Source organism: Methanomicrobium sp. (assembly GCF_055145805.1).
Genome location: NZ_JBSREC010000008.1, coordinates 1 through 26,092, shown reverse-complemented (window position 1 = coordinate 26,092; position 26,092 = coordinate 1). Strand labels below are relative to the sequence as shown.

Annotated in this window: 23 protein-coding genes; 14 read left to right on the top strand and 9 right to left on the bottom strand. The window is 39.3% G+C overall.

Going from position 1 to position 26,092, the window contains the following annotated elements; translation table 11 throughout:
- Window positions 1–296: 296 nt before the first annotated feature.
- Together ACTB1O_RS00630 and ACTB1O_RS00625 are read right to left on the bottom strand one after the other, a co-directional pair.
- Window positions 297–995, bottom strand: coding sequence for a class I SAM-dependent methyltransferase (locus tag ACTB1O_RS00630; RefSeq protein ID WP_462993206.1), 699 nt, complete (start codon window positions 993–995; stop codon window positions 297–299).
- 147 nt (window positions 996–1,142) lie between these two features.
- On the bottom strand, window positions 1,143–2,564 hold the full coding sequence (locus ACTB1O_RS00625) for a DHA2 family efflux MFS transporter permease subunit (protein ID WP_462993205.1): 1,422 nt from the start codon (window positions 2,562–2,564) through the stop codon (window positions 1,143–1,145).
- 115 nt (window positions 2,565–2,679) lie between these two features.
- Here ACTB1O_RS00625 and ACTB1O_RS00620 point away from each other — a divergent pair, with 115 nt between their 5' ends.
- From ACTB1O_RS00620 to ACTB1O_RS00610, 3 genes are all read left to right on the top strand, one after another.
- Window positions 2,680–3,120, top strand: a complete 441-nt coding sequence (locus ACTB1O_RS00620) for a PPC domain-containing DNA-binding protein (protein ID WP_462993204.1) — start codon at window positions 2,680–2,682, stop codon at window positions 3,118–3,120.
- Window positions 3,121–3,265: 145 nt separating this feature from the next.
- The gene (locus tag ACTB1O_RS00615; protein WP_462993203.1) at window positions 3,266–5,452 is read left to right on the top strand and encodes an adenosylcobalamin-dependent ribonucleoside-diphosphate reductase; all 2,187 of its coding nucleotides are present in this window, start codon (window positions 3,266–3,268) and stop codon (window positions 5,450–5,452) included.
- An 89-nt stretch (window positions 5,453–5,541) separates the two neighbouring features.
- Complete coding sequence (locus ACTB1O_RS00610; protein ID WP_462993202.1) at window positions 5,542–5,946, top strand: pyridoxamine 5'-phosphate oxidase family protein; 405 nt, start codon at window positions 5,542–5,544, stop codon at window positions 5,944–5,946.
- A gap of 24 nt (window positions 5,947–5,970) precedes the next feature.
- Here ACTB1O_RS00610 and ACTB1O_RS00605 read toward each other — a convergent pair whose 3' ends face one another.
- The 4 genes from ACTB1O_RS00605 to ACTB1O_RS00590 form a co-directional block, all read right to left on the bottom strand.
- Window positions 5,971–6,567 (bottom strand): tetratricopeptide repeat protein, encoded by a 597-nt coding sequence (locus ACTB1O_RS00605; RefSeq protein ID WP_462993201.1) that lies wholly within the window; start codon window positions 6,565–6,567, stop codon window positions 5,971–5,973.
- A gap of 93 nt (window positions 6,568–6,660) precedes the next feature.
- Complete coding sequence (locus ACTB1O_RS00600; protein ID WP_462993200.1) at window positions 6,661–6,855, bottom strand: helix-turn-helix transcriptional regulator; 195 nt, start codon at window positions 6,853–6,855, stop codon at window positions 6,661–6,663.
- A gap of 24 nt (window positions 6,856–6,879) precedes the next feature.
- Window positions 6,880–7,446, bottom strand: a complete 567-nt coding sequence (locus ACTB1O_RS00595) for a hypothetical protein (RefSeq protein WP_462993199.1) — start codon at window positions 7,444–7,446, stop codon at window positions 6,880–6,882.
- Between the two features lie 169 nt (window positions 7,447–7,615).
- The gene (locus ACTB1O_RS00590; protein WP_462993198.1) at window positions 7,616–8,476 is read right to left on the bottom strand and encodes a PDC sensor domain-containing protein; all 861 of its coding nucleotides are present in this window, start codon (window positions 8,474–8,476) and stop codon (window positions 7,616–7,618) included.
- A 143-nt stretch (window positions 8,477–8,619) separates the two neighbouring features.
- On the opposite strand from ACTB1O_RS00590, the gene ACTB1O_RS00585 reads away from it, so the two are divergent.
- The 10 genes from ACTB1O_RS00585 to cbiB all read left to right on the top strand — a co-directional run bounded on the left by ACTB1O_RS00585 (window position 8,620) and on the right by cbiB (window position 20,923).
- On the top strand, window positions 8,620–9,162 hold the full coding sequence (locus ACTB1O_RS00585) for a KH domain-containing protein (RefSeq protein WP_462993197.1): 543 nt from the start codon (window positions 8,620–8,622) through the stop codon (window positions 9,160–9,162).
- Window positions 9,163–9,568: 406 nt separating this feature from the next.
- Window positions 9,569–11,968 (top strand): ATP-dependent DNA helicase, encoded by a 2,400-nt coding sequence (locus tag ACTB1O_RS00580; RefSeq protein ID WP_462993196.1) that lies wholly within the window; start codon window positions 9,569–9,571, stop codon window positions 11,966–11,968.
- A gap of 155 nt (window positions 11,969–12,123) precedes the next feature.
- Window positions 12,124–12,858 (top strand): KEOPS complex subunit Cgi121, encoded by a 735-nt coding sequence (gene cgi121 / locus ACTB1O_RS00575; protein WP_462993195.1) that lies wholly within the window; start codon window positions 12,124–12,126, stop codon window positions 12,856–12,858.
- 1,351 nt (window positions 12,859–14,209) lie between these two features.
- On the top strand, window positions 14,210–15,529 hold the full coding sequence (locus tag ACTB1O_RS00570; protein ID WP_462993194.1) for an ORC1-type DNA replication protein: 1,320 nt from the start codon (window positions 14,210–14,212) through the stop codon (window positions 15,527–15,529).
- A 140-nt stretch (window positions 15,530–15,669) separates the two neighbouring features.
- A complete protein-coding gene (locus ACTB1O_RS00565) occupies window positions 15,670–16,161 on the top strand; it encodes an Lrp/AsnC family transcriptional regulator (RefSeq protein ID WP_462993193.1) in 492 nt (163 codons plus the stop codon).
- Between the two features lie 163 nt (window positions 16,162–16,324).
- The gene (locus ACTB1O_RS00560; protein ID WP_462993192.1) at window positions 16,325–17,482 is read left to right on the top strand and encodes an aminotransferase class I/II-fold pyridoxal phosphate-dependent enzyme; all 1,158 of its coding nucleotides are present in this window, start codon (window positions 16,325–16,327) and stop codon (window positions 17,480–17,482) included.
- A 768-nt stretch (window positions 17,483–18,250) separates the two neighbouring features.
- On the top strand, window positions 18,251–19,252 hold the full coding sequence (locus ACTB1O_RS00555) for an adenylosuccinate synthetase (protein ID WP_462993191.1): 1,002 nt from the start codon (window positions 18,251–18,253) through the stop codon (window positions 19,250–19,252).
- Window positions 19,253–19,267: 15 nt separating this feature from the next.
- Window positions 19,268–19,465: a methytransferase partner Trm112 gene (locus ACTB1O_RS00550; RefSeq protein WP_462993190.1), complete on the top strand. Its 198-nt coding sequence runs from the start codon at window positions 19,268–19,270 to the stop codon at window positions 19,463–19,465.
- Window positions 19,466–19,493: 28 nt separating this feature from the next.
- Window positions 19,494–20,015 (top strand): DUF7524 family protein, encoded by a 522-nt coding sequence (locus ACTB1O_RS00545; protein WP_462993189.1) that lies wholly within the window; start codon window positions 19,494–19,496, stop codon window positions 20,013–20,015.
- Window positions 19,997–20,923: an adenosylcobinamide-phosphate synthase CbiB gene (gene cbiB / locus ACTB1O_RS00540; protein ID WP_462993188.1), complete on the top strand. Its 927-nt coding sequence runs from the start codon at window positions 19,997–19,999 to the stop codon at window positions 20,921–20,923. Before ACTB1O_RS00545 ends, cbiB begins: the two co-directional genes overlap by 19 nt.
- Here the strand turns inward: cbiB and ACTB1O_RS00535 are convergent, their stop codons facing one another.
- The 3 genes from ACTB1O_RS00535 to artA (ACTB1O_RS00525) all read right to left on the bottom strand — a co-directional run bounded on the left by ACTB1O_RS00535 (window position 20,924) and on the right by artA (ACTB1O_RS00525) (window position 24,940).
- A complete protein-coding gene (locus ACTB1O_RS00535) occupies window positions 20,924–23,131 on the bottom strand; it encodes a sensor histidine kinase (RefSeq protein ID WP_462993187.1) in 2,208 nt (735 codons plus the stop codon).
- 73 nt (window positions 23,132–23,204) lie between these two features.
- Entirely contained in the window at window positions 23,205–24,035 is an 831-nt protein-coding gene (artA, locus tag ACTB1O_RS00530; RefSeq protein ID WP_462993186.1) for an archaeosortase A, read from the bottom strand.
- 89 nt (window positions 24,036–24,124) lie between these two features.
- Window positions 24,125–24,940, bottom strand: a complete 816-nt coding sequence (gene artA / locus ACTB1O_RS00525) for an archaeosortase A (RefSeq protein WP_462993185.1) — start codon at window positions 24,938–24,940, stop codon at window positions 24,125–24,127.
- 280 nt (window positions 24,941–25,220) lie between these two features.
- Between artA (ACTB1O_RS00525) and ACTB1O_RS00520 the strand changes: the two genes are divergently transcribed.
- On the top strand, window positions 25,221–26,092 hold an 872-nt coding region (locus ACTB1O_RS00520), incomplete at its 3' end, for a sensor histidine kinase (RefSeq protein WP_462993184.1).

The following is a 26,092-nucleotide window of genomic DNA, read 5'->3' as shown; positions in this document are numbered from 1 at the left end:
TACAGTCGACAGCTTAAAAAGCCAGGCGGCAGTTGAAATTGAGATGATCGAACAGGCGGCCGAGAACGAATGGGCATCAAGGCGCCAGAGAGTCGATCAGTTCCTTGGAGAGACTGAGAGAGAATTTGAAACCGGCTACTATATCCTTGAGAAGCCGGAATAACGTGGTCTGCAGAACCTGGCAGATAAAATTTCTGCAAAACAACTTTCTGCAGGGCTTTCTGCTCTCCAAGCCTAATCTTTTTTCTGCCGGAAATTATTTGCTTAACACATTATACCCAAAAAACAGGCTCATATTAGTTTTTCTTCAGCCTGACAATGATTATTACAGGCATCTCCGGGTCATCATCATACTCCTCATAAAAGCCATTCATGACAAAACCTGCATCAAAGCACTGGTCAAGAATATCTCCAAGCGTCCTGTGATAATATAGCTGGAGAACAGGCTGCCCACGGATACTCTCTCCCTCGTGAATGCAGGCGGTTTTGTATTTTCCTTCGGGCTTCATAAAACACGGGTGATGGGTCGAGAAGACAAAAATCCCGCCGGATTTTAACACTTCATAAATCCCGTGAAGGAGCGGCCCGATATCCGCGATGTCCATTACAGCCATGTTTGCGACTGCCTTGTCAAAGGAACGCTCCTGCATAAGTGCAAGTATCCGGTTTTTATCTGTGGCATCACAGGTATGAAATGAAATCTTTTCAGGATAGCCGCATCGGCGGCGTTTTGCGTGTTCGATTAATTTTTCGCTGTAATCAAATGCGACTACCCTTGCACCCATATCAACAAGCCTCTGAGAAAAATTGCCGTTTCCGCATGCAGCATCAAGAACGAGATCGCCCTCATTAATATTGAGCAGCTTCTCGGTATTCGGACGTACAATACGGCAATGGAAAAAATTTGAGTCATTCCCCATCCGTTTATCCCAGCAATCCGCATTTGCCTCCCAGCGAAGCCTGCTTTCTTCAGTAGTTTCCGGGAAATTCTTCATTATTTACACTTTTTTGACTGTGGTTATATAATCCAGACGTTTTGATTCTATAAACATTCCAATAAGATGTTAGTTTTCTGATATTTTTTTCAGGCACTGCTGATTTTTTCAAAAAGGCAAAGCAGACAAAAAAGACAGTTTATTATTTTAATAAACCGCAACAGGTTCCCCGTCTGTTGAATAATCACTCGAGGTTTCCTTTATTGCAAGCATAAGAATGATAGCGAGGATTTCCACGAACATCAGAAACAGAAATGCAACATCAAACGCACCTGCAAGTTCAGCGGCAGGGAGGGTATGAGCAGAGGCTTGTGCCAGTTTTGGCCCCAGGGCAGCGGTTGTTACAAGCATTACAAGAGCAACTCCAAGTGATGAGCCGAGATTTGTCATCATTTTTATGAGACCGGAGGTTGATCCCCGTGATTCGGCCGGAACAAGCCCCATTACCGCACTGTTCAAAGGTGCATATGCAAAACCTGTTCCTGCACCAAGCAGGAAGAGATAGATCTCCGCATGGCCCACGCTTGAATTGGCACTAAGAGTCGAGAGGAGAAGAAGTGCAGCTGAAGCGATAACAAACCCGATTATTATAGGCTTTTTTGTCCCGATTATGTCTGAAACTCTTCCTGCAATAGGGGAAGTCAGTATCATTCCAATGGGAAGAGCCAGAAGAATAGTTCCGGCGTTGTCAGTCGGAATCCCTTTTACCATCTCAAGATAGAACGGCATTAAAATCATAACTCCCGCCATTCCAAGCTGAATTATCATCACATTGATGTTCTGAAAAGAGAATGCCCGGGCAGAGAAAAGTTTGAAATTTATAAGCGGTTCAGGTGTACGGTGCTCTCTTACATAGAACAGTGCCCAGAATATTATTGATACTAAAAGTGCGGCATATGCGGTTGTCGGTGCTGGACCCTGAAGTGTTGTAAGTCCGAAGATAAGTGACCCGAGTGCGACAAATATGACTGCAACTCCCGGTGCATCAAGCCGTGCATTTGGTGAAACCGGAGCCATATGGGGCAGAACATGAAGACCGAGAATTATTGCAAGAATACCTACAGGGATATTTACATAAAAGATATACTGCCATGAAAATGCACTTGTCAAAAATCCGCCGACGACAGGGCCAAGCGCTGCTCCGAGCATCGTGAACATTGCCACAAAACCCAGTGCCTGACCACGAAGGGAGGATGCAAGATAGGATGTCACCATGACAGATCCCAGTGCAGCGATTACAGCACCGCCGACTGCCTGAATCATCCTTGATATTATAAGAATATCAAGCGAGGGTGCAATTCCGCATGCAGCCGAGCCGCACGTGAAAATAATAAATCCGCCGAGGAATATTTTGCGGTATCCCCTGATATCTCCAAGGCGTGACGCTGCCAGAAGAAGACTTACAAGAATAATCAGGTATGCATTTAAGACCCATGAAACTGTGACCGTTGAAACTTCAAACGCCTTTCCTATTGTCGGAAGGGCGATATTAACAATTGTGGCATCAAGTCCTGACATAAATGAACCCAGAGAGATGACAAGAACTATCAAAAGCTCTTTGGGCGACATTTTCTGCCTTACAGAGGATAAAGACATTATAATTTTTATAAACGCCACAAAGGTATTTAATCTTTAATAAATCTGTCAGGCAAGACATTTTATCTGCAAAAAGAAAAATTACCTCATGGAGTATGCAGAAGGAAGGCCAGGCAGGGTCTTTGTAATGCGGGTTGATAACGGAGAGGATCTTTTAGGGACAATCACACAATTTCTGAAAGAAAAAGAAGTGGCATCGGGAGCCATATTCTTCCTTGGCGCCTTAAAAGAGGGAAAGCTTGTCACCGGCCCAAAAGAACCGGTTATTCCCCCCGTTCCCCATAGTATGATAGTAAAAGACGGCTGGGAGATGATAGGAATAGGAACTGTATATCCCGGCGGGGACGGTCCCTCGATTCATATCCATACATCAATGGGAAGAAAAGATAAGTCAGTCACCGGCTGCCTTCGGGAATTTGCCGAGATCTATCTTGTTGCAGAAGTTATCATCCTTGAATTCACAGGAATTTCCGTTGCACGTGTCTTAAACCCTGATATGGGCATCCATATTCCGGTATTCAATAATTAGAGTACACCCGGCCGGCCTGATATTTCCGGAAAGGACTGACTGGAATTGTTATCATCAGGATATAATCATGTGACTTATACAGTGTAATCACCTAAATTAATATTAATAAAGACCGGATATACCACCGGTAATAGCGGAGAAATTTATGAGCAGTTCAATAATAGAGAGCATAATTCAGGCCAGATACCTTCGCGGGGGCGAATCCTCGTTTGAGGATATCTGCAGAAGAGTTGCAGATGCAATGGGGGAGAATGAAACCGAAAAATCTGAATACTTTGAAGAGATGGCATCATTTCGTTTTCTTCCGAATTCTCCCACCTTAATGAATGCAGGAACAACACTCGGCCAGCTCTCCGCCTGCTTCACCCTCTATGTCGGCGATTCAATAGAGGAGATATTTAATGCGATAAAATGGGGGGCATTAATCCACAAGACCGGCGGCGGCACAGGATATAACTTCTCAAATATCAGACCGGAAGGCTCAGGTGTATGCTCAACAGACGGCGTTGCATCAGGGCCTATATCCTTTATGAAGGTGTTTAATGCTGCAACTGATGTCATAAAGCAGGGAGGAAGAAGAAGGGGTGCGAATATGGGCATCTTAAATGTCTGGCACCCTGATATCCTGAGTTTTATCAAATCCAAAAAGACTGAGGGAGATATTGCCAACTTCAATATCTCGGTCATGCTAAACGATGAATTTATGAAACTCGTTGGGGCAGGAGACCTTGATAAAGTCTGGATAACCCACCCGAATACAGGAGAAGAGATATCAGTTGGCGCCATATGGGAAGGAGTTATTGACGGCATATGGAAGAACGGAGAGCCCGGTGTTCTCTTCTATGACGAGATAAACCGCAAAAATATGACGCCGAATCTCGGCCCGATTGACACCACAAATCCCTGCGGTGAACAGCCTCTTTTAAACTTTGAGTCCTGTGTCCTGGGATCAATAAACCTCTCCAAATTTGTTAAAGACTATAAACTTGACAAAATAGCGCTTGAGAAGAGCACAAGATCTGCTGTCCGCTTCCTTGACGCAATCATTGACAAAAACGTTTTCCCAATCCCGCAGATAAAGGAGGCCACAGAGAAGACAAGAAAGATAGGTCTCGGGCTTATGGGAGTCCACGACGCTCTTTTAATGCTGAAACTCGCCTATGATTCCGAAGAGGGAAGAAAATTCTGCGGCGATGTGATGGATTTTGTAAACAAAATATCTATTGATGAGTCGCACAATATTGCAGCCGAAAAAGGCGTATTTCCGGCATTTGAGGGTAGTGCCTGGGGTGATTATAAGGTAAGAAACGCATGCACAACAACGATTGCACCTACCGGCACAATATCCATTCTTGCGGAGTGTTCAAGTGGTATTGAACCTGTCTTCTCATTCGCATATACCAGAAAGGACACAGTGCAGAAGACATTTGAGATTCTCCACCCGATATTTGATTCAGAACTTGAGAAGACAATTCTTTCTCTTAATAAGACTAAATCCGAAAAAGAGAACCTGAAAAGAGAGGTGATAGAACACGTCCACCAGACAGGCTCAATTCAGGATATAAAATGGCTGCCGGAGGATTTCAGAAGAGTTTTTAAGACTGCACTTGATATCGACTGGAAATCCCATGTCCTTATGCAGGCAGCGTTTCAGAAGAGTGTCCATGCATCTATCTCAAAGACAATTAACATGCCAAATTCCGCAACAAAGCAGGATATAGAAGCTGTTTTACTTCTTGCCTGGCATGAGGGAATCAAAGGTCTTACAATATACAGGACAGGAAGCCGCCAGAGCGTTGTTTTAGAACTCTCAGAAAAGACAGAAAAACCGGAGGAAGTTCCGGCTGAAACCATAATTTCGAGACCAAAGGAGCTTTCCGGAAAGACATACCTGTGCCAGTCGGGATGCTGCCGCTTATATGTAACTGTAAATCTCTTAAACGGAAATCCCTGGGAGGTTTTTATCAGAACTGTCGGAATCGGAGGCTGCGATGCGAACTCAAACGCACTCGGACGATCAATTTCAACAGGTCTTCAGAACGGCGTCCCGTATCAGAAGTTCATCCGCCAGTTTGCAAAGGTAAACTGTGTATCGGCAATTAAAAACAAAAATTCCGAAGGTCTCTCCTGTGCTGATGTTGTCGGAAAGTGCATAGATCTTGCGGCATCCAACCAGCAGATTACAACACTTAACGACTGGGAAATTTCCAATGTGACAGATAGTGAAATTTCAAAAAAGAACAGATGTCCTGAATGCGACTGCGAACTTGAATTCGGCGAGGGCTGCAATCAGGGAACCTGTAAAAACTGCGGATGGAGCGGCTGTCAATAAAAAATACTGCAAGAGCTCCGCAGGCTGAAGCAAATTTATAACGTGATTAAGATCAAAATACTCTGAAATCAAAAAAGGAGGGAAAAATAATGGTAAAATTAAGCGAAGAAATTATTGAGGCATTCAAAAACACAAAAGTTGTGCCTCTCGCAACCGCATCAAAGAATGGAATCACAAATGTCGCACCAATGGCAACCCTGCACCTAAAAGACCCCGAAACAATCTGGATTCTTGACAATTTTATGCTAAAGACTGCGGCAAATGTTGCAGAAAACCCGCATGCATCAATCTACCTCTATGGTGAGGGTGTAAAGGGGTGCTACCAGATTAAGGGTGACGCAAAGATGGAGACATCAGGTGAGGAATATGAAGCAGCAAAGAAGATGTTTCATGACGGCAACCCGAATCTTCCGGCAAAAGGTCTTTTTGTAATAAAGGTAACAGAAGTCTTTGAGTGCAGACCGGGCCCTGATGCCGGCAAAAAACTTATTTAATTTTTTTTAACTTTATTCTTTACATTACATATTCTCAGCTTTCAAATATTTGACATGGTCTAAATATTCTTTAAATGCTATTATTGATTGATCATCAGACTCAAATTCAATAGCTCTTGAAAAACCTTGTTCAGCATTATCCAGTTGATTCAGAAATAATTTACACTTACCTCGTTCAAAATATGCGTCGGGAAAATTTGGAAATAATTTAATTGTATTATCTAATGTATCGATAGCTTTGTTGATATGACCTTCTTCTCCTGTAACTCTTCCCATATCTGAAAATGTTCTGCCAAGCATATAGAGTAAATATGGATCATCTGGAAATTGAAGGAGTCCATCTGAGCATATTTTAATTGTGTTATCATATTCTCCAAGCATAGATGAACGAAGTGATATATGTCGAATAGAGAATTGCAGAGGATCATAAATTTTTTTGTACATCCAATTTGTGGGTAATTGCTTTTCGACTGATTTTAGCCTATCTAATGGTATATCACATTCCAATATAACATTATCAGGGAGAGATTTTTCTAATTCTAATAATGCATTATATGAATTATCAGGAGAAGGGCGTTCATATATTTTTTTTCTCCCCACAATTTTATCAAAAATACTCAATTTCGCACCTTAACAATTCTGAGATGGTACACTACTATAAATCTTTTTGATAGTTGAATTTCAGTAATTCCCTTAATTTTCCTACCTGGATACCTAATCATCAAATATAAAAAGCTCCTCAATTGTTGTGTCAAGCGCTTTTGCAACATCATGTGCAAGTTTTAGGGAGGGGTTGTACTTCCCCTTCTCTAAAAAAACAATCGTCTCCCGCCTGACACCAACCAATTCTGCAAGCTCTGCCTGTGTAATCTTTTTCTTTGCCCGGAATTCCCTGATTTTAGTATCCATCACAGTCTCCCAAAAATCTATTTTTTAATATACATCGCCCTTCTTTGAGAAATACCACTGGAATACAACTGTACTAAGAGGCATAAACAGTATCAAAACTCCAAGAGCAGATTCCGCCTTTATTAAGACAATATCAAAGTATGAGAGCCAGAACATCACAATGACTGCAAGAAAGGTAAGATACCAGGAGTACGATATCGCCCATGTGCCAATCTTTAATGAACGCTCGTCCCTGATATCCCGGTCAGCAGGTCTTTTTAGTGATATCAGGCAGATGAACAGCAGGATAAATCCGCCGGTAATCATCCCCGAACCTGCTATCCCTCCGCTGTCAAAAAAAGAAAAAACGCTGATCATAAGTCCTGCAACCACCATCAGGGCGCCTGCGGCAGCACCTGCATAATTATACTCCTTTTTTCTCCCTGTTTTTACAGCCGTGAGTGCTGCAAGGAGTGCAATAATCATTAGTCCCCATACAACAACAGCAGGAGAGACTCCTCCCGTGCTTAAATAAATTACCAGAAGTGCAATTATTATAGCTAAAATCCCTAAAATAGCGGTAATAACTATTTGTCTGTCTCTTTTCTCCATAATTATCTCCTTTTTAGTGTTTTCTAAAACGTGTTAGAAATTAATAACACTTTGTTAGATCTATATAACATGTTAGAACTATATAACATTTTTCCGGGATTCATACTATACAATAAAACCCCGGAGTATAAATGGAGAAAAAATTACAGATTAAGGGAGGTTTTAATTTTTAAGGCTTCCCGATATTACGAATAACCATTATTCTCCAGTCATTATTGCCGGCCTCAACCGTTGTCCAGAATAATCTCTTATCAACAGTCTCTTTCGTTCCGGTTGAATAATAACTGTAATCAGTGCTTCCGGACCATTCCTTTACAATTTTTTCAGCCGCTGCAACAATACCGGGAAAATCCTCATATGCCGGATTATTAAAAGTCGGAGTGCCGGTTTCCTTCTCATCAGGATCATAAAGAATAATGCCGTCTTTCTGTAACGCCATAACCTCAAAACCGGTTTCGTTCTTTAATAGCTGTGCGTATTCACTGAAAAGACTCTCCGGACTGAAGGTCAGACTGATAAATCCCTCATAACTGCTGCCGGAAAAGACGGGATAGTAAGCCGCAGCCGCATATCCGCCCTGCTTTAGCTCAAAAAGATCGGTTAAAAGGGGAGTTTTTCTCTGATTCATGAGAGCTACAGAATCCTGATATGAGAGGGAATCACCGGGGGCAATACCTTCTGATTCAGGAATAATATCTATTAGAACACCGTCATTTCCAATGTATGCAACGCCGGTGATCTTTTCATTTTCTGAAATTATTTCTGATGCCCTGCATTTAAATGATTTCATATCCTCTTTGCCGGCATAAAACGCACATTCCTCAACATATGTCATTAAAGTGCCAATACTGTCAAAAATTTCACCCTGAAGAGCAGAAAGCTCTGTCTGCATAAGATAGTCCGCAGATTCTGCATCCGGGACTTTAACATCCGAAGAAATATTCTGATCAGAAAAAGAAGTACATCCGGCAAAAAAAACGAAAAACACTACCAGAATGGCAATAAATAAAAAACCAGTTTCTTTTTTCATCCTGATAAGAATTTTTGATGATATGATTAAAAAGTATTTATTCAGAATATATACTGCTTATACTGCTCCTGATAATTTTTATTCCCGCCAAATATTTTACACTTATAGAGTTAATAGTAAGGATATACAAGGAAGGGAAAAATATGACAATACAGGAAGAAAAAATAACCCAGAGCAGGATTGCGGTTATTATCGGAAAAGGCGGCAGGACAAGACGCCAGATAGAGAAAAAAACAGGTACCAAACTTGAAGTCGATAGTGATGACGGCATTGTAACAATAGAGGCTGAAGACCCGATTGCAGTCTTAAAGACTGCCGATATCGTTCGTGCAATTAACCGCGGGTTTTCACCGGAGAGGGCATACACCCTCCTTGAAGATGAGGACATAATCCTTGATATCGTCAATCTCGGCACAAGTGCAAACACACCCAAACAGATGGAGAGAATCAGGGGAAGAATCATAGGAAAGGCAGGCAAATCCCGCGAACAGATTGAACATTTAACAGGCGCCGAACTCTCAATCTCCGGAAAGACTGTCGCAATAATAGGCGAATTCGATCAGGTTAAAACCGCAAAGACCGCAATTGAGATGTTAATTGAAGGTCTGCCACACGAGAGTGTATTCTCCTACCTTGACAGGAAGAAGAAAGAGGCCAAGACAAACATACTTGAATACTACTACTAATATTTCTTAATATGAGATGGTGACTGAGGCCGCCTGCCTCACACCCAATAAAAATATTATCCAATAACTTTCAGCTGAAAAAACCGGCTAAAAGACAAAATCTGATTAGATTGAATATAAAACCTGTATCCGCCAACAAAATTCGGAAATCTGAGGACATGGAAATTTATTTTTGCTTTAAAAAAAGGGTTTTGGATATTACAGGAAATCCGGCCTGTTATCTCTTAAAGGATTTCACCCTTATCAAAGATTATTCTTTTAAAATCCCTGCCGCTTTTGGATTTGTCGCAAATTATACCGAAGCTGAATTTCCAGTGAAAAAAAAATCTCAATTCTTAGCTTTTTTTAGGATTACACCCAATATAATTCTATATAGACTGGAAACAAAGGGGGGTCTTTAAAAATTATGATGCTCTCAGAACTTTCTCTGCCAAAGGCTCTTACAGACGCATATGAGAGTAAGGGGATCACTGAGTTGTACCCTCCCCAGGAAGAATGCGTCAAAAAAGGACTTTTAGAGGAGAAAAATCTCCTGATATCAATCCCGACTGCAAGCGGAAAGACACTTGTTGCAGAGATGGCAATGCACCGTCAGATTGAAAATGGGGGGAAATGCCTCTATATCGTTCCCCTAAAGGCGCTTGCGTCCGAAAAATTTGAGGAATTCGCAGATAAAGGTGTGAAGGTAGGAATTGCGACAGGAGATCTCAACAAACGCGATGAGTACCTCGGAAGAAACGATATAATAATTACAACAAGCGAAAAAGCTGACTCTCTTCTCAGAAACAATGCGAAATGGATGGATCTTATAAACTGCCTTGTCCTGGATGAGGCACACCTGATAGATTCCGAAAACAGAGGCGCAACACTTGAGATGGTGATAACAAAACTCAGATATCTCAACGAAAATATGCAGATACTGGCTTTAACAGCAACAATCGGAAACCCGAGAGTCTTTTCAGGGTGGCTTTCTGCGGATCATGTGACATCTGACTGGAGACCTGTTAAATTAAAAGAGGGAGTCTTTTTCAGCGATACAATATATTTTGAGGAAGAAGATAAGAAAAAGATCAAAGTTCCGACAAAAAACGATGATTCAAATCTCTGTCTCGACTGCATAGATGAAGGCGGACAATGCCTCGTTTTTGTAAATTCAAGAAGAAACGCGGAAGGATTTGCAAAAAGAATGGCAACAGCACTTGAAAAAACAGGTTTTTCTGATGATAAACTTGAAGATATCCAGAAAAAGCTCGAAGCCGTATCTGAAACAGACATGGGAAAAACCCTTGCTGTCTGCACCGGAAAAGGTGCTGCATTTCACCATGCCGGGATGAAAAGAGAGCAGCGGCAGCTCATTGAGAAGGGATTTAGAGACGGACACATAAAAGTCATATCATCAACACCGACCCTTGCCGCAGGCCTTAATCTTCCCGCAAGACGTGTTATAATCCGCGATTTTTTAAGATTTAAGGGAGGTGAGGGTATGGTTCCCATTCCTGTACGTGAGTACCGGCAGATGGCGGGAAGGGCAGGAAGACCCCGGCTTGACCCTTACGGTGAATCTGTTCTGATTGCAAAAGGCCGTGATATGGCAAACGGACTTTTTGAAGAGTTTATTGAAGCTCCGGCAGAAGATGTAAGATCCCGTCTTGACGATGAATCTGCACTCAGTGCACAGATACTCTCCCTTATTTCAACCGGATTTGTCAAAAATACAGAAGAGCTGATCTCTTTTCTAAAAAGAACATTTTATGTCTATACAAATAAAAAAAGTGCTTACCTTGCCGGAATAGTTGATAAAGCAGTAGATTATCTGGAATCAGCAGGGATGATCACAAAAATCGACGAAAATCTCTCTGCAACAGAATATGGAAATCTCGTATCACGCCTTTACATAAATCCGGTGAGCGCCGAAATTATCACAACAGTTCTCAGGGAAAAGCAAAAAATTCTGCTGTCTGATGTTTCACTCAGAACAAAAGCTAAAAAACTGCCTGAAACATGCCAGGAATCAGAAGAAGAAAAACTGCCTCCCGTATTTTCCGACATTGGTCTTCTGCAGCTTTTATGCAAAACTCCGGATATGTACACTTTATACGTCAAAAAAGATGATATCCCGGTTCTTGAAAGTTTTTACTACGAGCATGAAGACGAACTATGGAGTGAGATCTCATATGATACAATGGAAGAGGATTTCAGGGTTTTAAAAACCGCGATGCTTCTTGACAACTGGATATCAGAAGTCGGTGATGATACCATCTGTAAAAGATTCGGTGTAGGTCCGGGTGACATTTACAATGTTGTTGAAGGGGTTAACTGGCTCTTGTACTCCGCTTCAAGAATTGCGCAGATGATGGCTCCGGATTTAAAAATGCAGGTAACAGAGACCGGTCTTCGAATGAGACACGGTGTAAAGAAAGAACTGATACCTCTCGTAAAACTCAAAAATATCGGACGCGTTCGTGCAAGAAGACTGTTTAACAACGGTATTACAGGACCTTCCAAAATCAGAGCCACAAATTACGATAAGTTGTCCGCCATTCTCGGCCAGAAAATTGCAAGACAGATTTTAAATCAGGTTGAAAAAGAAGACCGGGATTATTCCGGATTTGAGAGTGAAAATACCAAAAAATCAAAAAAATCCGAAAAAACAGAGCCAGATATGAAAGATTCTTACTCTGAAAACAACATAAACAAAATAAACAAAATAAAATCCCCTTCAAAAAAGGAAGGAAAAAAAATTACCAAGAACCAGGAGAGTAAAGAACCACAGGCAAAAGAGCAGAAATCACTCTTTGAATTCTGAAAAAAACTAAAAATTGATGAATTGAAAAAACAAAAAATTGAAAAAAAGCATAAGAATAATTAAAATATGTAACGATAATGGAACTAATAACCAAAAAAAATTACAAAAAAATTACGATATTTTTAAAAATGTGAAAAATTTGTGAGAAGGATAATATGACAGATACTGAAGTTTTCGGAATAGAAAAATATGATATTCTTCTGGGTGATAAAACCAGTGACTTTGGTGATTTTTTTACTGTGTTGACAAATCTCTCTGATGAAAAGATATTATTCTGCGGAATCAGGACTGCTACAGCCGATATAGACAATATCCCGGAATATCTCTCACTTATAAAAAAAACTGCAGACGAATATAATGCCTATATAATATGTATAAATGAAGAGAACATTACCGGGTATGAACACATAGAAAGTGCTGTTTTTCATGCAAAAAGATCCTGGTTTGATGAAAAACCGATCTCAAACTCTTTTGAAATGGAGGTATTACTCTATGCGGCAGGAACGAGACAATGCAGTCTGGGGGCAAAATTTGGTCTTAAAAAGGGAAAAAACTCTCTATACATTTGTGTCTGTGTAATGGAAAACAATAAAAAAAAGGAAGATGAAGACAATTTAAAAGATAAAGAAAAAAGTGAAAAATTTTTTATTATCAAAGATATTTTTGAAAAATTAAAGAATATCTTTGAATTTTCTCAGAATTTTGAGGGGGAAAATAATAAAGCTGAATTGAAAAATACTGAATTGAAAAAGAACAAAATTCCGGATGAAAAAATGAAACGGCTTATGAAAATATTTGAGATCTCTGAAAAAGAGACTGAGTCAGTTGGAAAGGAGAGATTTACAGAACTCGTCCTTGAAAGAGTGGCTCTTTTGGATGTTTCAAAATAAATCTGGAAAAAAAGTGATGATTCTCAGGTAAAATTCTGCAAAAAATCAACTTTTCCAAATTTTTTTTATACTTTTTTAGAATTTATGATTGATTTTTCTTTGTTTATATTTTATTTTCATAACTTTTTTGAGAGGGTGGAAAAGTTTGTTAAATTTTTCAGGTGAAGATAAAATTTAAGTGGGTGTAATTTTATTGAGTGTAAAAATGCTTAAAAAAGAGAAAAAAATAAAAAATTAAAAAAAGTCAGATATTTATGAAGGAAATACTCCGGAAAAGAAGAAAGAGAATAAAAATTATGGAAATTTATTTAGTAATAATGAGTGAAATAAAGAGTGAAACCTAAGAAGAGAGAGAGAAAAATTTAGAAAATATTAAAAGAAATACCTAAAAAAGGAATTCCTCAGGAAATGGATTCAGATTGGTCTGGATTTTTGACTTTAGTGAATTAATAGTGGTTTTTAGAAACATTTCCTTTTAGAATTTATATATTTCAGAATTTTTCTTATACATTTTTGCTGTTTTTTTCATTCTTTTTTCATTTTTAGAGCTAATAAATGATTTTATTGAAAACAAGACCTACCCCTTTGTTTCCACTGGAGAATAAAAAAGGAGAATAAAAAAAAGACGAAAAATATTTTTAATCTTTTGAATGGAATTCTGAAATTCTCACATATTTTTAAACTCATCATTTTGGTTTAAAATTTTTTCCTTTTCTTACGTTTTTTTTAAATTATTTTATATAGTATTACTTACAGACTAAGAAATGACTATTCTCAACTAATATTATTTTTTATGCAATATTCTCCGGCACACAAAGCACCTGATAAAAAAAAAAGATTCCAGTGGAAATAAAGGGGTGGGTGTTTCCCGAAAAAATTCTGTTTCATTTTCAAAAGAAATTTAATTAAATTGTTTTTTTCTTACTTTGCCAAAAAAAAGAAAAACCCAAAAAAATTTTCAAAATATTTTTTTAAAAAGAGAAAAAAGGAGAAATTTTAATCTTTTTACTTTCTTTATTCACTTTTCATCAGTAATTATTCATTCCTCTTTTTTATTTTTTAGAAGAAAGGAAATTAATTTCACTTTTTATTTATCTTCATTGTTTTTTCTTTCTTTTTCCAGTGGAAACAGTGGGGTTAATAAGGAATTAATTCCTTAGACTATAGTTACGGAAATTTGTGGACTCGAATATGGGGTATAGAGACTCCGCATTTTCTTATAATCCGGGACCAATCAGTAAATCTGACTCCGTTTGTAATCTGGAGCCGTCCTCAAAAAAAAGAAAAGAAAAGATTTCAGGGTTTCAGATTACAGTTAATTGTTTTCCCGTTATATTTTTGGAGGTTTAAATTGTCAGAAAAAAATACTGAAGCTGAATCGGAGTTTGGTGAAGGGGGTGTCACCACTTCAGTTGGCTTATTTACAAAATATCTTAATAATAGAGGTATTTTCAAAAACAGGGAGGTTTTAAGACATTCTTACAGACCTCATATTCTTCCTCACAGAAGACCACAGATTGATTCCATTGCATCAATTCTTGCGCCTGCTATAAGAAAAGAGACACCATCAAATATTCTTATTTATGGTAAAACCGGAACCGGAAAGACTGCTTCTGTAAAATACGTCGGTGCCGAGCTTGAAAATGCATGTCATGAGATGGGGAAGGCATGCAATGTCATTCATTTGAACTGCGAGTTAATTGACACACAGTACAGGGTTTTAGCTCAGATTGCAAATCAGCTCGAGGATCTGGAGAGTAAATCAAGTGACAAACCAAGATCAAGCATACCAATGACAGGATGGCCGACTGATCAGGTTTATTCTGAACTAAAAAATATGGTTGAGGCAATCGGCGGCGTAAATGTAATAGTGCTCGATGAAATTGACAAACTCGTAAAAAAAAGCGGGGACGAAACACTCTACAATCTTACAAGATTCAATTCAGAGCTTAAAAATGCAAAGATAAGTATGATTGGAATCTCAAACGATCTCAGATTTACAAATTTTCTTGATCCGAGGGTTTTGTCATCACTTTCTGAAGAAGAACTTGTATTTCCACCATATAATGCTCCCCAGCTTTGTGATATCCTAAAACAGAGAGCAGATGTTGCGTTTGCGGATGGAATTTTGGACGACGGAGTAATTCCACTCTGTGCTGCACTTGCTGCACAGGAACACGGTGATGCAAGGCGTGCATTAGATCTTCTTAGAATTTCAGGAGAGCTTGCAGAAAGGGGAGATGATCTGAGAGTTACGGAAAACCATGTTAAAAAAGCACAGCAGAAGATTGAGACTGACAGTCTTATAGTATGTGTATCATCACTTCCGACACAGAGCAAGGCTGTTTTATATTCAATGCTGATTCTCTCAGAGATGAACAAGCAGGTATTCACAACAGGAGAAGTTGCACAGGTTTACCGTGATGTCGCCCAGGTTTTGGATGTTGACGTTTTGACTCACAGAAGAATTACAGATCTCATCTCGGAACTTACAATGCTTGGTGTGATAAATTCCCGTGTTGTATCCAGGGGAAGATATGGAAGAACAAAAGAGATGTGGTTTGGTACAGGAACGTCCGGTATAAAAAGGACACTTGCAAAAGATGAAAGATTTGACGAGGGGCGTCTGAATCAGATTGACAGATCCAGATTTAAGGCGCTTTTCAGGTAATTTCATCAGATAAATTCAGACTGAAAGCTTCTTTTTTTTATAAAAGAAACTAAAATTTATTTGCATAGTAATTTTAATTAATTCAAAGAATGCAAATCTGTTTGAAAGATTAATGTCTGAAAGGAAACTAAAGTGATACTATGGATGATAAGGACAGAATGATTCTGACCATTCTTGAGGATGAATGCCGGATACCGGCCGAAACTCTTGCAGATATGGTGGATCTTAAAGAAGAAGAGGTGAAAAAGCGGATCGCCTCTCTTGAAGAGGACGGGCTGATAAAGAAATACATGGCCTGTGTTGACTGGGAAAAAGCAGGCGAAGGTGTTGTTGCGGCAATAATTGAACTGAAAGTATCACCTGAGAGAGATTTTGGCTATGACAAGATAGCTGAGAGAATTTCCAGGCACAGGCAGGTCAGATCACTTCGTCTTATAAGCGGTGCATATGATCTTGAACTTTTAGTTGTTGCTAAAAATATACATGAGATAACAAGATTTGTTGCCGAACAGATTGCACCCTTGGAACAGGTAAGGGAAACCGGCACAATACTAATTATGAAGACGTACAAGGAAAACGGCCTTGAATTCTTTGAAAGAAAAACAGGAGAGAGGCTCCCTTATACCTTCTGAAAAAAGTTAAAAAAAGCAGCAAAAAGTAACAAAAAAAGATTGGAATATAGGATAAATAAATTTACCAGGCAGTTAAAAATAATCATGTACACAAAAATCCGGAGATATAAGGGAAAATGGAATTTAATTGTGATCATCCGTTTTTATACAAAGGAGATAAAAAATGAGAGATTTTCGCTCGGAACGCGTATGTAAAATACCTCCTTCAGGTATACGCAGGTTCTTTGATATTGCACAGGAGATGGAAGACGTCATATCGCTTGGCGTCGGCGAACCGGATTATGACACTCCATGGAATGTAAGGGAAGCGGCAATCAGATCTATTGAGCAGGGCCAGACTGCATACACATCAAACAGCGGCCTTATTGAACTCAGGCAGGAGATAAAAAAATATCTTGCTGAAAATTTTGGTGTTTCCTATAGCCCGGAAAATGAGATTATCATCACAACCGGTGCGTCAGAAGCACTGGATATTGCCATACGGGCTGTTGTAAATCCCGGCGATGAAGTTCTTGTGGCAGATCCTTCATACATTGCCTACTGTTCAAATGTTATGCTCTCCGGCGGAATGCCGGTTCCGGTTTCCTGCCGGGAAAAGGATGAGTTCAGACTCACTCCTGATTCCTTAATGGAAAGTATCACTCCAAAATCCCGGGTTCTTCTCTGTAATTTCCCGAACAATCCTTCCGGAGGTGTGATGAGCAGAGATGACTATAAGGCAATCTCTGATATCATAGTTGATCATGACCTTCTCTTAATAAGCGATGAGATATACACCGAGCTTACGTACGATGGTGAAAAAACCTGTGCAGCCTCGGTTGATGATCTCTGGGAGAGGACAATAACAATAAACGGCTTTTCAAAAGCATATTCCATGACCGGATGGCGTGTCGGATATATCTGTGCACCGGAGGAACTCTGTAGTGCAATTCTTAAAATTCACCAGTATGTCATGCTTTCTGCACCCACGACCGCCCAGTATGCCGCAGTTGAGGCATTAAGAAACGGTGCCGATGCGTGCCGTGAGATGGTTTCAGAGTACAAAATAAGAAGAAATCTCTTCGTCAACGGTTTAAACCGGGCAGGTTTAAAGACACATATGCCAAAAGGTGCTTTTTATGCATTCCCAAATATAAGCGATTACGGGATTTCCGATGAGGAGTTTGCTGAAAGACTCCTAAAAGAGCATCATGTCGCAGTAGTGCCCGGAAATGTATTCGGACCCTGTGGAAAAGACCATTTAAGGTGTAGTTATGCGGTCTCACGTGAAGATCTGATGACATCAGTCAGCCGGATTGAAGAGTTCATTTCAGGTCTGTAATTTATCCGGTTTCATAAGTGAAAACAGCGATTTTTTCACAATAACAAATATATATAAACCTTTCTTTTTGGAATATTTCTTAAAATGCCGGTTTTTTAAAACTCTTGTCAGTTAACATAAGATGAAATGAAGACATTCTCTTACACCCCTTCATTTCCACTGGAAAAATAGAGATTCCGGCTAAAAATTGTCTGAAAGTTCAAAAAAATTCCGTCAGACTTTCCGGGCATTGCAGACATACCAAAATCCGTAATCTTATAGTCTGATTTTTTATGGAAAATTATGATTATAATCACGAATAAACAGGCAAACTAAAAAAACACTAAAAACTCTTATTAATGATTGTTTCAGACCCCTACATTTCCACTCCAAAAAAAGAGAATTAGAGCTTAAATAAAAATTAGGTCGTAATTAATGGTATTATAAAAAAGTTAGAATCCTGAATTTGGATATATATTGATTTTACCTGAAATATATTTTTTTTATAATTTCCTTATATTCTCTCCTCAATAAAATATAGTATATTCCTGCGCTTTACCTTTCTGATCCATAATATCTCCTGATTTATTTTAATTTCCTAAAAAGTTTTGAAGCTGATAAAAAAAGTCCCGGGTTTTTTGTAATATCGGAGTGATAAAGAATTATTACAGTAAAATAATGAAAAAATGAAAAAATTAATATTTTGAAAATTTTTGCTGATTCCTCCACAAAAAAATTCATCATGATACTTTTATCTGGAATGCTGACATCATCTTTAATGAAACATAAATGAGTTGTACTATAATTGTAGGTGGCTTTTTTGGCGACGAAGGTAAGGGAAAGATCGTCGCTCATGTAGCACACAAGGATAAACCCTCAATAATCTCCCGTGGCGGAGTCGGACCGAATGCAGGACACACTGTAATGGTGGGAGACAAAGAGTACGGTGTGCGGATGATCCCGTCAGGCTTTGTATTTCCGGATGCAAAACTTCTCATCGGAAGCGGTGTTCTGGTTGACCCGAATGTCTTAAAGGCTGAGATTGAAACGGTAGGCGTTGAAGGCCGCGTTTTCATCGATGGCAGATGCAGCATAATAGAAGAAGAGCATATTCTCCAGGACAAAGGCAATGAGCACCTTTCAAAGACAATAGGTTCAACAGGAACCGGATGCGGACCTGCAAACGTTGCACGTGTGAACAGGACTGCAAAACAGGCAAAGGACATTCCTGAACTAAAAAATTATCTTATCGATGCCGCACTGGAGATAAACACCGCTCTTGACAACGGTGAGACTGTACTACTTGAAGGGACACAGGGTTTTGGAATCTCCCTTTATTTCGGAACCTATCCGTTTGTCACAAGCAAGGATACCTCTGCATCACAGATAGCAGCTGACAACGGTGTCGGGCCCACAAGAATTGATGATGTAATAGTGGTCTTTAAGGCATATCCGACACGTGTCGGAGAAGGTCCTTTCGGAACCGAGATGTCAAGCGAAGATTCAAAACGCCTTGGCATAACTGAATTTGGGACAGTAACACACCGTGAGAGAAGAATTGGTGTATGGGACGGCGGGATGGCAAAATACTCTGCTATGATAAACGGATGCACAATCGGGGCTATCACAGGTATTGATCACGTCGATTCAAAGTGTTTCGGTGCAACCGAATACAGCCAGTTAACACCTAAGGCACTTGAATTTTTAAAGAAAGCCGAAGAAGACATCGGTGTTCCGATTAAATTAATCTCCACCGGTCCGGAGATGACCCAGATAATTGATATAAGATAATAAAGGTGAATTAAGATGAGGATGTCAACCTACGATATATTGTGCTGTCCTGTGTGCAAGGGCGATTTAACACTGGAAGTTGAAAAAAAGCAAATTCTTGAGAGCGGAGAGGAAGACGTAATCGAGGGTAAATTAAAGTGCGAAAAATGTATGACTGACTATCCGATTTCAGAGGGAATACCTGATCTCCTCCCGAGGGAGAAGGAAGAGTAATCTTAAAAAATACGGGGGTGTTTTAAGAATGGCAGAACACAGGATAAATATAAACAAAAGGAATATCAACTCGATTGAGGCTCCGGAATGTGTCGATGTTGAGGTTGGAGAAGACGTTGTATTAAAACTCAAAAATCACGGGTCCCCTCTCCATGTTACTGTATCTGTCGTAAACGCCCGACGTTTTACCCTTTTTCTCCATGAAAACATCTACTTAAAGGAGGATATGGAGTTTCGCATTCCTGTATTCTCGACAGCTCCCACAGGCAGTTTCCAGGTTGATATTATTACAGGATACGGGATTGTAAAAGAGTCTTTTAGAGTGAATGTCCATGATAAGGAGATTGATATCCCTGATGTACTCGATGAAATAGAGTCTCCGAATCCGGGGAGGGAAAATTACCTTTATCCTCTTGTTATAATGGCATTTATGATATCCGGCTGGCTGGCATACGTGGCAGGATACCTGTATTTTGGAAATATTGCAGGCTTTGCATCGATTATTCTTCTTACAATGGCTGTTGTTGTTGCATGGCGCTGCCGGCCTTAGTTCTGCTTTTATCCCTTGTCGCTGACAGGGTAATTGGAGATCCTCACAGCAGACTGCATCCTGTCGCCATACTTGGGAGATTTATAGGCTTCTGGGGCAGACCTGTATTTTATCCTGTATATATTCAGAGATTTTCAGGCGTGTTTCTGGCTGTATTTACAGCCCTTTTATTTTCGCTTCCCTTTTATCTCTTTGAGAGATATGCCCCTTTTCTAATTTTTTTGATTATGGCCCCGTTTCTTTTAAAGATCTGCTTTTCATGGAGATCTCTTGAAGAGCATGTAAGATGTGTGGAGGATGCTCTTTTATCAGGAGGCGGTAAAAATGAAGTTCAGATGCTTGTATCAAGGGATACAGAATCCTTAAACGACGAAGAGATTCTCTCGGCAGCTTATGAATCAATGGCTGAAAACCTTGTTGATTCTGTAATATCGCCGCTATTTTACTTTACAGTCTTCGGACTCTTTGGTTGTGCATTCTACCGGGCTTTTAACACAATGGATGCAATGCTGGGCTATAAAGATGAAAGATTGCGTATAGGATGGTTTTCTGCCCGCACTGATGATCTTTTAAACTATATTCCGGCAAGGTTTACAGGACTGATTCTTCTGATCTATTTTACATTAAAGGGAACATCCCGCTCTGCATGGCAGGTATTTTTATCAGACAGAAAGAAAAGAGCAGGCCCTAACGGGGGAATTCCGATCTCCATCATTGCAGGCGGTGTTAAAACGGCGTTTGTAAAGCCCGGTGTGTATGTAATAGGAAAGAAAGAGAGGAGTCTTTACAACGCCGGCCCTGACATTCTTTCTGCATTCCGGTGGACGGCCGGCATATCGTCACTTATATTCTGCCTGATGCTTGTCATCTCAGGCGGGATAATTTTTGAAATAATATACAGTCTTTGATCAGAATCTTAACTGCTCTTCAGGCATTTCCATCTCAATAATAAAAGTCGTTCCTTCTTCTCTTATAATCTGCATCTCTCCTGAAAGCTGAGCTGCAAGTCCTGATATAAGATCAAACCCGATGGTTTCTTTGTTTTTGAGGATTTCATCAGAGGGAAGACCACAGCCGTTGTCCTTATACGTCAGAACAATTTTATCATCATCCTTTTTCTTAAGCGATATGGAAATTCTGCCGTTATCTCTTCCTTTAAATGCATGAAGAAGAGAATTTGACACAAGTTCGTTAATTAAAAGGCCATAAGGTATCGAGTGATCAAGGTCAAAGAATACATCATCCATATCATAATCAACGTCAATCTTTGCATCCGGCATGTGGCATGAGAAGGTTTCGGAGACTATTGAGCGTGTATAATCCGGAACATTCACTCTTGTAAAGTTTTCGGATTTGTACATTATCTCATGAACAAGCGCCATCGAGTTGATTCGTGAATTGGATTCTTTTAAGAATTTCAGAAGATTTTCATCGTCTGTGACGGATGATTTGAGTTCAAAGAGACTTGTTATTATCTGGAGATTGTTCTTTACCCTGTGATGAACCTCCCTTAAGAGGACATTTTTCTGATTTAAGGACGATTCAAGTTCTTTTTTGATTGCAAGCTCGTCAGTTATATCTGCTCCGGTTGTAAGCAGCCCTTTGATTTCGTCATTGCTATCTTTTAAAATAACAGTGTTAAGGCTTACATCCCTGATTTTACCCGTCTTTGTCTTTATTTTGCATTTAAAATCAAAAGGTAAGGATTTATCAGATTTTATTGCCTCCATAAAGAGACTTCTTACTATCTCCCTGTCGTTGTCTGTAAACAGGAGATCGAAGATATTTTTATCGTTTATTTCATCCCTGGAATATTCAAAAATTTGAAGGGCTTTTTTATTGATATCCTTTGTTTTCCCGTCTTTTTCGGATGCTATAAAGATGACTTCGGCCAGATCAAAATAAGTCTCTGCCCTGTCCCTTTCCATTTTGAGAATCTTCTGGCTCTCTTTGTATCTCTCAATATTCTTATTTATATTTTCGACCATCTGATTGATGCTCTCTTCAAGAGTTTTAAATTCCCTGACCTTTGAATCCCTGATTTTATGCTTCAGATCACCATCGGAAATAACTGAGATGTCTTTTACAATCCCCTCTATCTCATCAGAAAAATGGCGTGATATCAGGACAGAAAAAGCAATGCACATGACAATAGAGAATATACCAATTATGAGGTATTGTAAAAAAATTCCTTCAACCATCTTATTCAGCGGACCGTTGTCAAGACCAAGTTCGACAATAAGACTGTTATCAGAGCCGTATGTTTTACTTTTAAGTGGGATATAGAGATACCGAAGGGTTTCTCCTGTTTTTGGGTCTGTTACATCCACTCCCGTCTCTGATGCAAAAATTCCCTCAAGAAAGCTTATGAATTCAGGTTCCGGAGAAAAGTCACAATCCCCGACCGGCTCTTTTAATTTGTTAAAGATCCGGACACTCGTAATATAAGGGCTGTTTTTGGCAATCTCTTCTATATTATCAGAAAATTTGAGTTCTTTTCTGACTTTGTCGAACTCCTCGTCATAGAGGCCTATCTCAAGGATATATCTGTTGTCAGGCGTTGGCATATATCCGAATTTCTTCTGAAGTCCTGTCTCAATTTCTGTTACAACACGTTCCGGGAAAAATTCCCCGTCTGAAGTCCTGATATTTTCAAGATACTCTATATAATAGGGTGAGTATTTTTTAAAATCAAGACCTATGCTGTCCGGGTTTGTCGCATGGGTTATCACATAGCTTTTATTTATTATGTAGAGAGTTACGCCGTCGCCTGTTTTTTTTGCAACAGATGAGAGATCCATTGTGTCAGGATTACCGCCGCTTTTCTCATACTCTTCCATGAAATACTGGAAATAAGCCTCAACCCTGTTGTTAAGAGAAGTATCATACATCTCAAGGCCGGTATTTACAAGTTCGGTATCATAGAATATACGTTCAATGACCTCATTCTGGGAAATTTCCGCCTGTTTATGGATTATATTCTCTGAGTAAATGAATCCGGCAGATATTGACAATATAATAATAGAAAGTGCAATTAAAAAAACTGCAATGAAGAGATAAAAATTATATGAACGCCTTTTTTTTAATTTAACGGCGTTTTCATTTATTTTATTCAATTAAAAAACGGCCCCCGGGTGCTGATAATAATATACGCGGGAAGAGGGATTCTTCCATAGTTAAAAAATTATTTTAATCAGATTTAAAGATTCTTAAAAATGAATCTGCCATTCTTTTGAGTCCTCTGTAATAGAAATAAAGAATGTCTGAGTAAAACTGCTTTATAGCCGGTATAAAAACAATCAGACCGCCTCCGACAACAACTATTGCAAGAAGGGTGAAGCTTATTCTGCCGATAACATTATGTGCCCAGTAAAAACTTTCATATCCCGGATAACCGCCTGACGCGATCTCAAGGAAGTAAGGGAACCACTGTTCCGAGTATGCCACTACGACAAATATCAGCCTGACGATATTGAGGATGGCAAGTGATAAAATTACAAAAAGACAGGCAAGAATTTTTTGCTGTCTTGTTCCGTCAACACCGGCTGTAAGTCCGAGCATTACTGCTGTTCCGACAATCGGTGTGCATGAAATGGTTATTATTATAATGTAGCCGTTGCTGAGTATTGTGTCCCATGTCGAGACCGATGCGGGATGGCCGATTGCTGTCAGTGCAAGGACAGTATTTTCCACCTGGGACGCAATCATCCATTCTGAAAAGGGGTCGATGAACGCAACAAACGAGTATATCAGGAAGGCTATGGATGCGACAGTTGTGATCTGAAGTGCTGTTTTGTCCTCAAGAAGACAGTTTTTAATTGTAATTATAAAAACCGGCAGTGAAAGAAGTGCAATAAACGGATAAACAAATTCATTTTCTATAAGGTATAGTGCTGATGTACCGACGAAAAAAATTCCCAGAAAAAGCCATCCCAAAGCTGCGAAATATTTTTTGAAGTCAATTGGCATTAAGAATATTACAAATGATATAAGAGATAGTGTAAGAAGAATTGCAGCCATTTGTGATATAAAAATTACCACTTACGCACCAATAAATTATACTGATTTAATTCTCGTGAATTAATATGGGCAGGTCATAATTATGACGCTCATTTTCCTGATTTAAATATTATTTTCAGCTCTTTTGAATAAACTGATATTAATTCCCTAATGAATTCCTTAAACCCGGGATTTATTTTTAGAAGTGCCAGCCCGATGATTACTATTGTAAGAAGGGAAAGTCCGAACTCTGATATGATATTATGTGCCCAGAAAAAACTCTCATATCCGTACTGGCCGTTTGAGGCGATTTCGGGGAAAAACTGGAACCATTGTTGTGTATATGCAAGTATTACAAAAATATTTCTCAGAAAATTCATTGCAACAACTGTTATTATAATAATGGCTGCTGACAGTACCTTTTTTGAAGTTTCTGATGGTATTGCTGCCAAAACCCCAATCAAAACAGCAATAGCCTGTATTCCTGTGCAACCGAGCACAATCTCGACCCTGAATATATCATGCAGAAACATATTCCAGCCGGACATAGTATAGGTAAATCCGACATAGTCCAGAAAACACTGCAGCATTGACACATTTGCAGATATGAGGAGGTTTTTAGCCTGCTCAATATATGCAAAAGGTGCATAGATTAGAAATGCAACCGCAGCGCCTCTTGTTGCAGAAAAAACAGTTTTGTCATCTTTCATGAGCATTTTTACTGTTGCAAAAAGGACTGGCAGAGATGCTATAGCGATTAACGGGTATGCGATATTGTTATCGTGGATGTATTCAGGGAAATTTGCAAATATCATTGCCACAAGAGAAACCCAGGCAAATACCGCAAAATATTTTCGAAAGCGTCCCGGCATCAGAAAAAGTACAAAACCTGTCAGTGACGCGGCAGCAAAAAATTCTTCTATCAATGTATGTTTATACTTCTTCTCTGTTCAGTAAAAATAGTTACTGATGGCATAAAAAAGGTCAAAAATTTAAGGTTTATTATTAAGATTACAGACTCAAAAGTCTTTTTTTAAATTAACAATAAATACAGGATTGGATCTGAGACTAAAATGATTAATAAAAAGAATAAATTTTTGTTATTTTCCAATTACAACGGATTTAATCTATCGCAGCAATATTGCATATCATTTGGGTAACCCTTAAGTGTTATTAAAAGCAAAATTACCATGTCCGTGAGAACTTATGTCAAGGCAGATTGAAGAAAGCAAAAGAGAGCTCGCAAGAGTAATGGAGCTTCTAAAGGAAGAGCCGAGAGGTCTGAGTATAACAGATATCTCAAGACTTCTAAATATGAATCGCAATTCAGTCTCCAAATATCTGAATATGCTTCTGATATCGGGGCATGTTGACATGAGGAGCATAGGTGTTGCGAAGGTCTATTTCCTCTCACACCGTGTTCCGATATCTGCAATGCTTGATTTTTCTTCAGATGCCATTCTTGTCTTAAATGCTGATCAGCGTATTGTTCAGGCAAATGACAATTTTCTCCTTTTCACAGGCTATGAACGTGATGATATGATGGGTATAAAACTCCCGGAATCTTCCCTGCCGGTTGTATCAAATGCTTCTGTGCTAAAATCAATTAATGAGCTTTTACGCGGCTCTGATGAGGCTAAAGAGATTGAATGGGAAGATGAATCCGGGAATTACTTCTTTTTGGTAAAATTAATACCGACAGTCTTTGATGACGGAAGTCCCGGGATTACAATTATTCTTGAGGATGTAACTGAGATCAGAAAAGCTCTGCGGGATAAAGAGCGTTTAATAGATGAGATACACTTAAGGGTCAGAAATAATCTCCAGATAATATCAAGCCTTATTAATATACAGGCCTCGGGAATTGAGGATGTAAATATAAAAGATGTCTTAAGAGAAGCAGAAAGACGAATTATTGCGCTCTCTTTGGTACATGAGAACCTGAATCAGTCTGCAGATCAGCAGCATGTCATTGCAGCAGGATATATAAAGAGTCTTGTGGATGATTTGAGGGATTCAATGGGAGTTCCTGTTGGGATCAAAGTACTTGTTTCAGCAGAAAATGTTATGATTCCGTT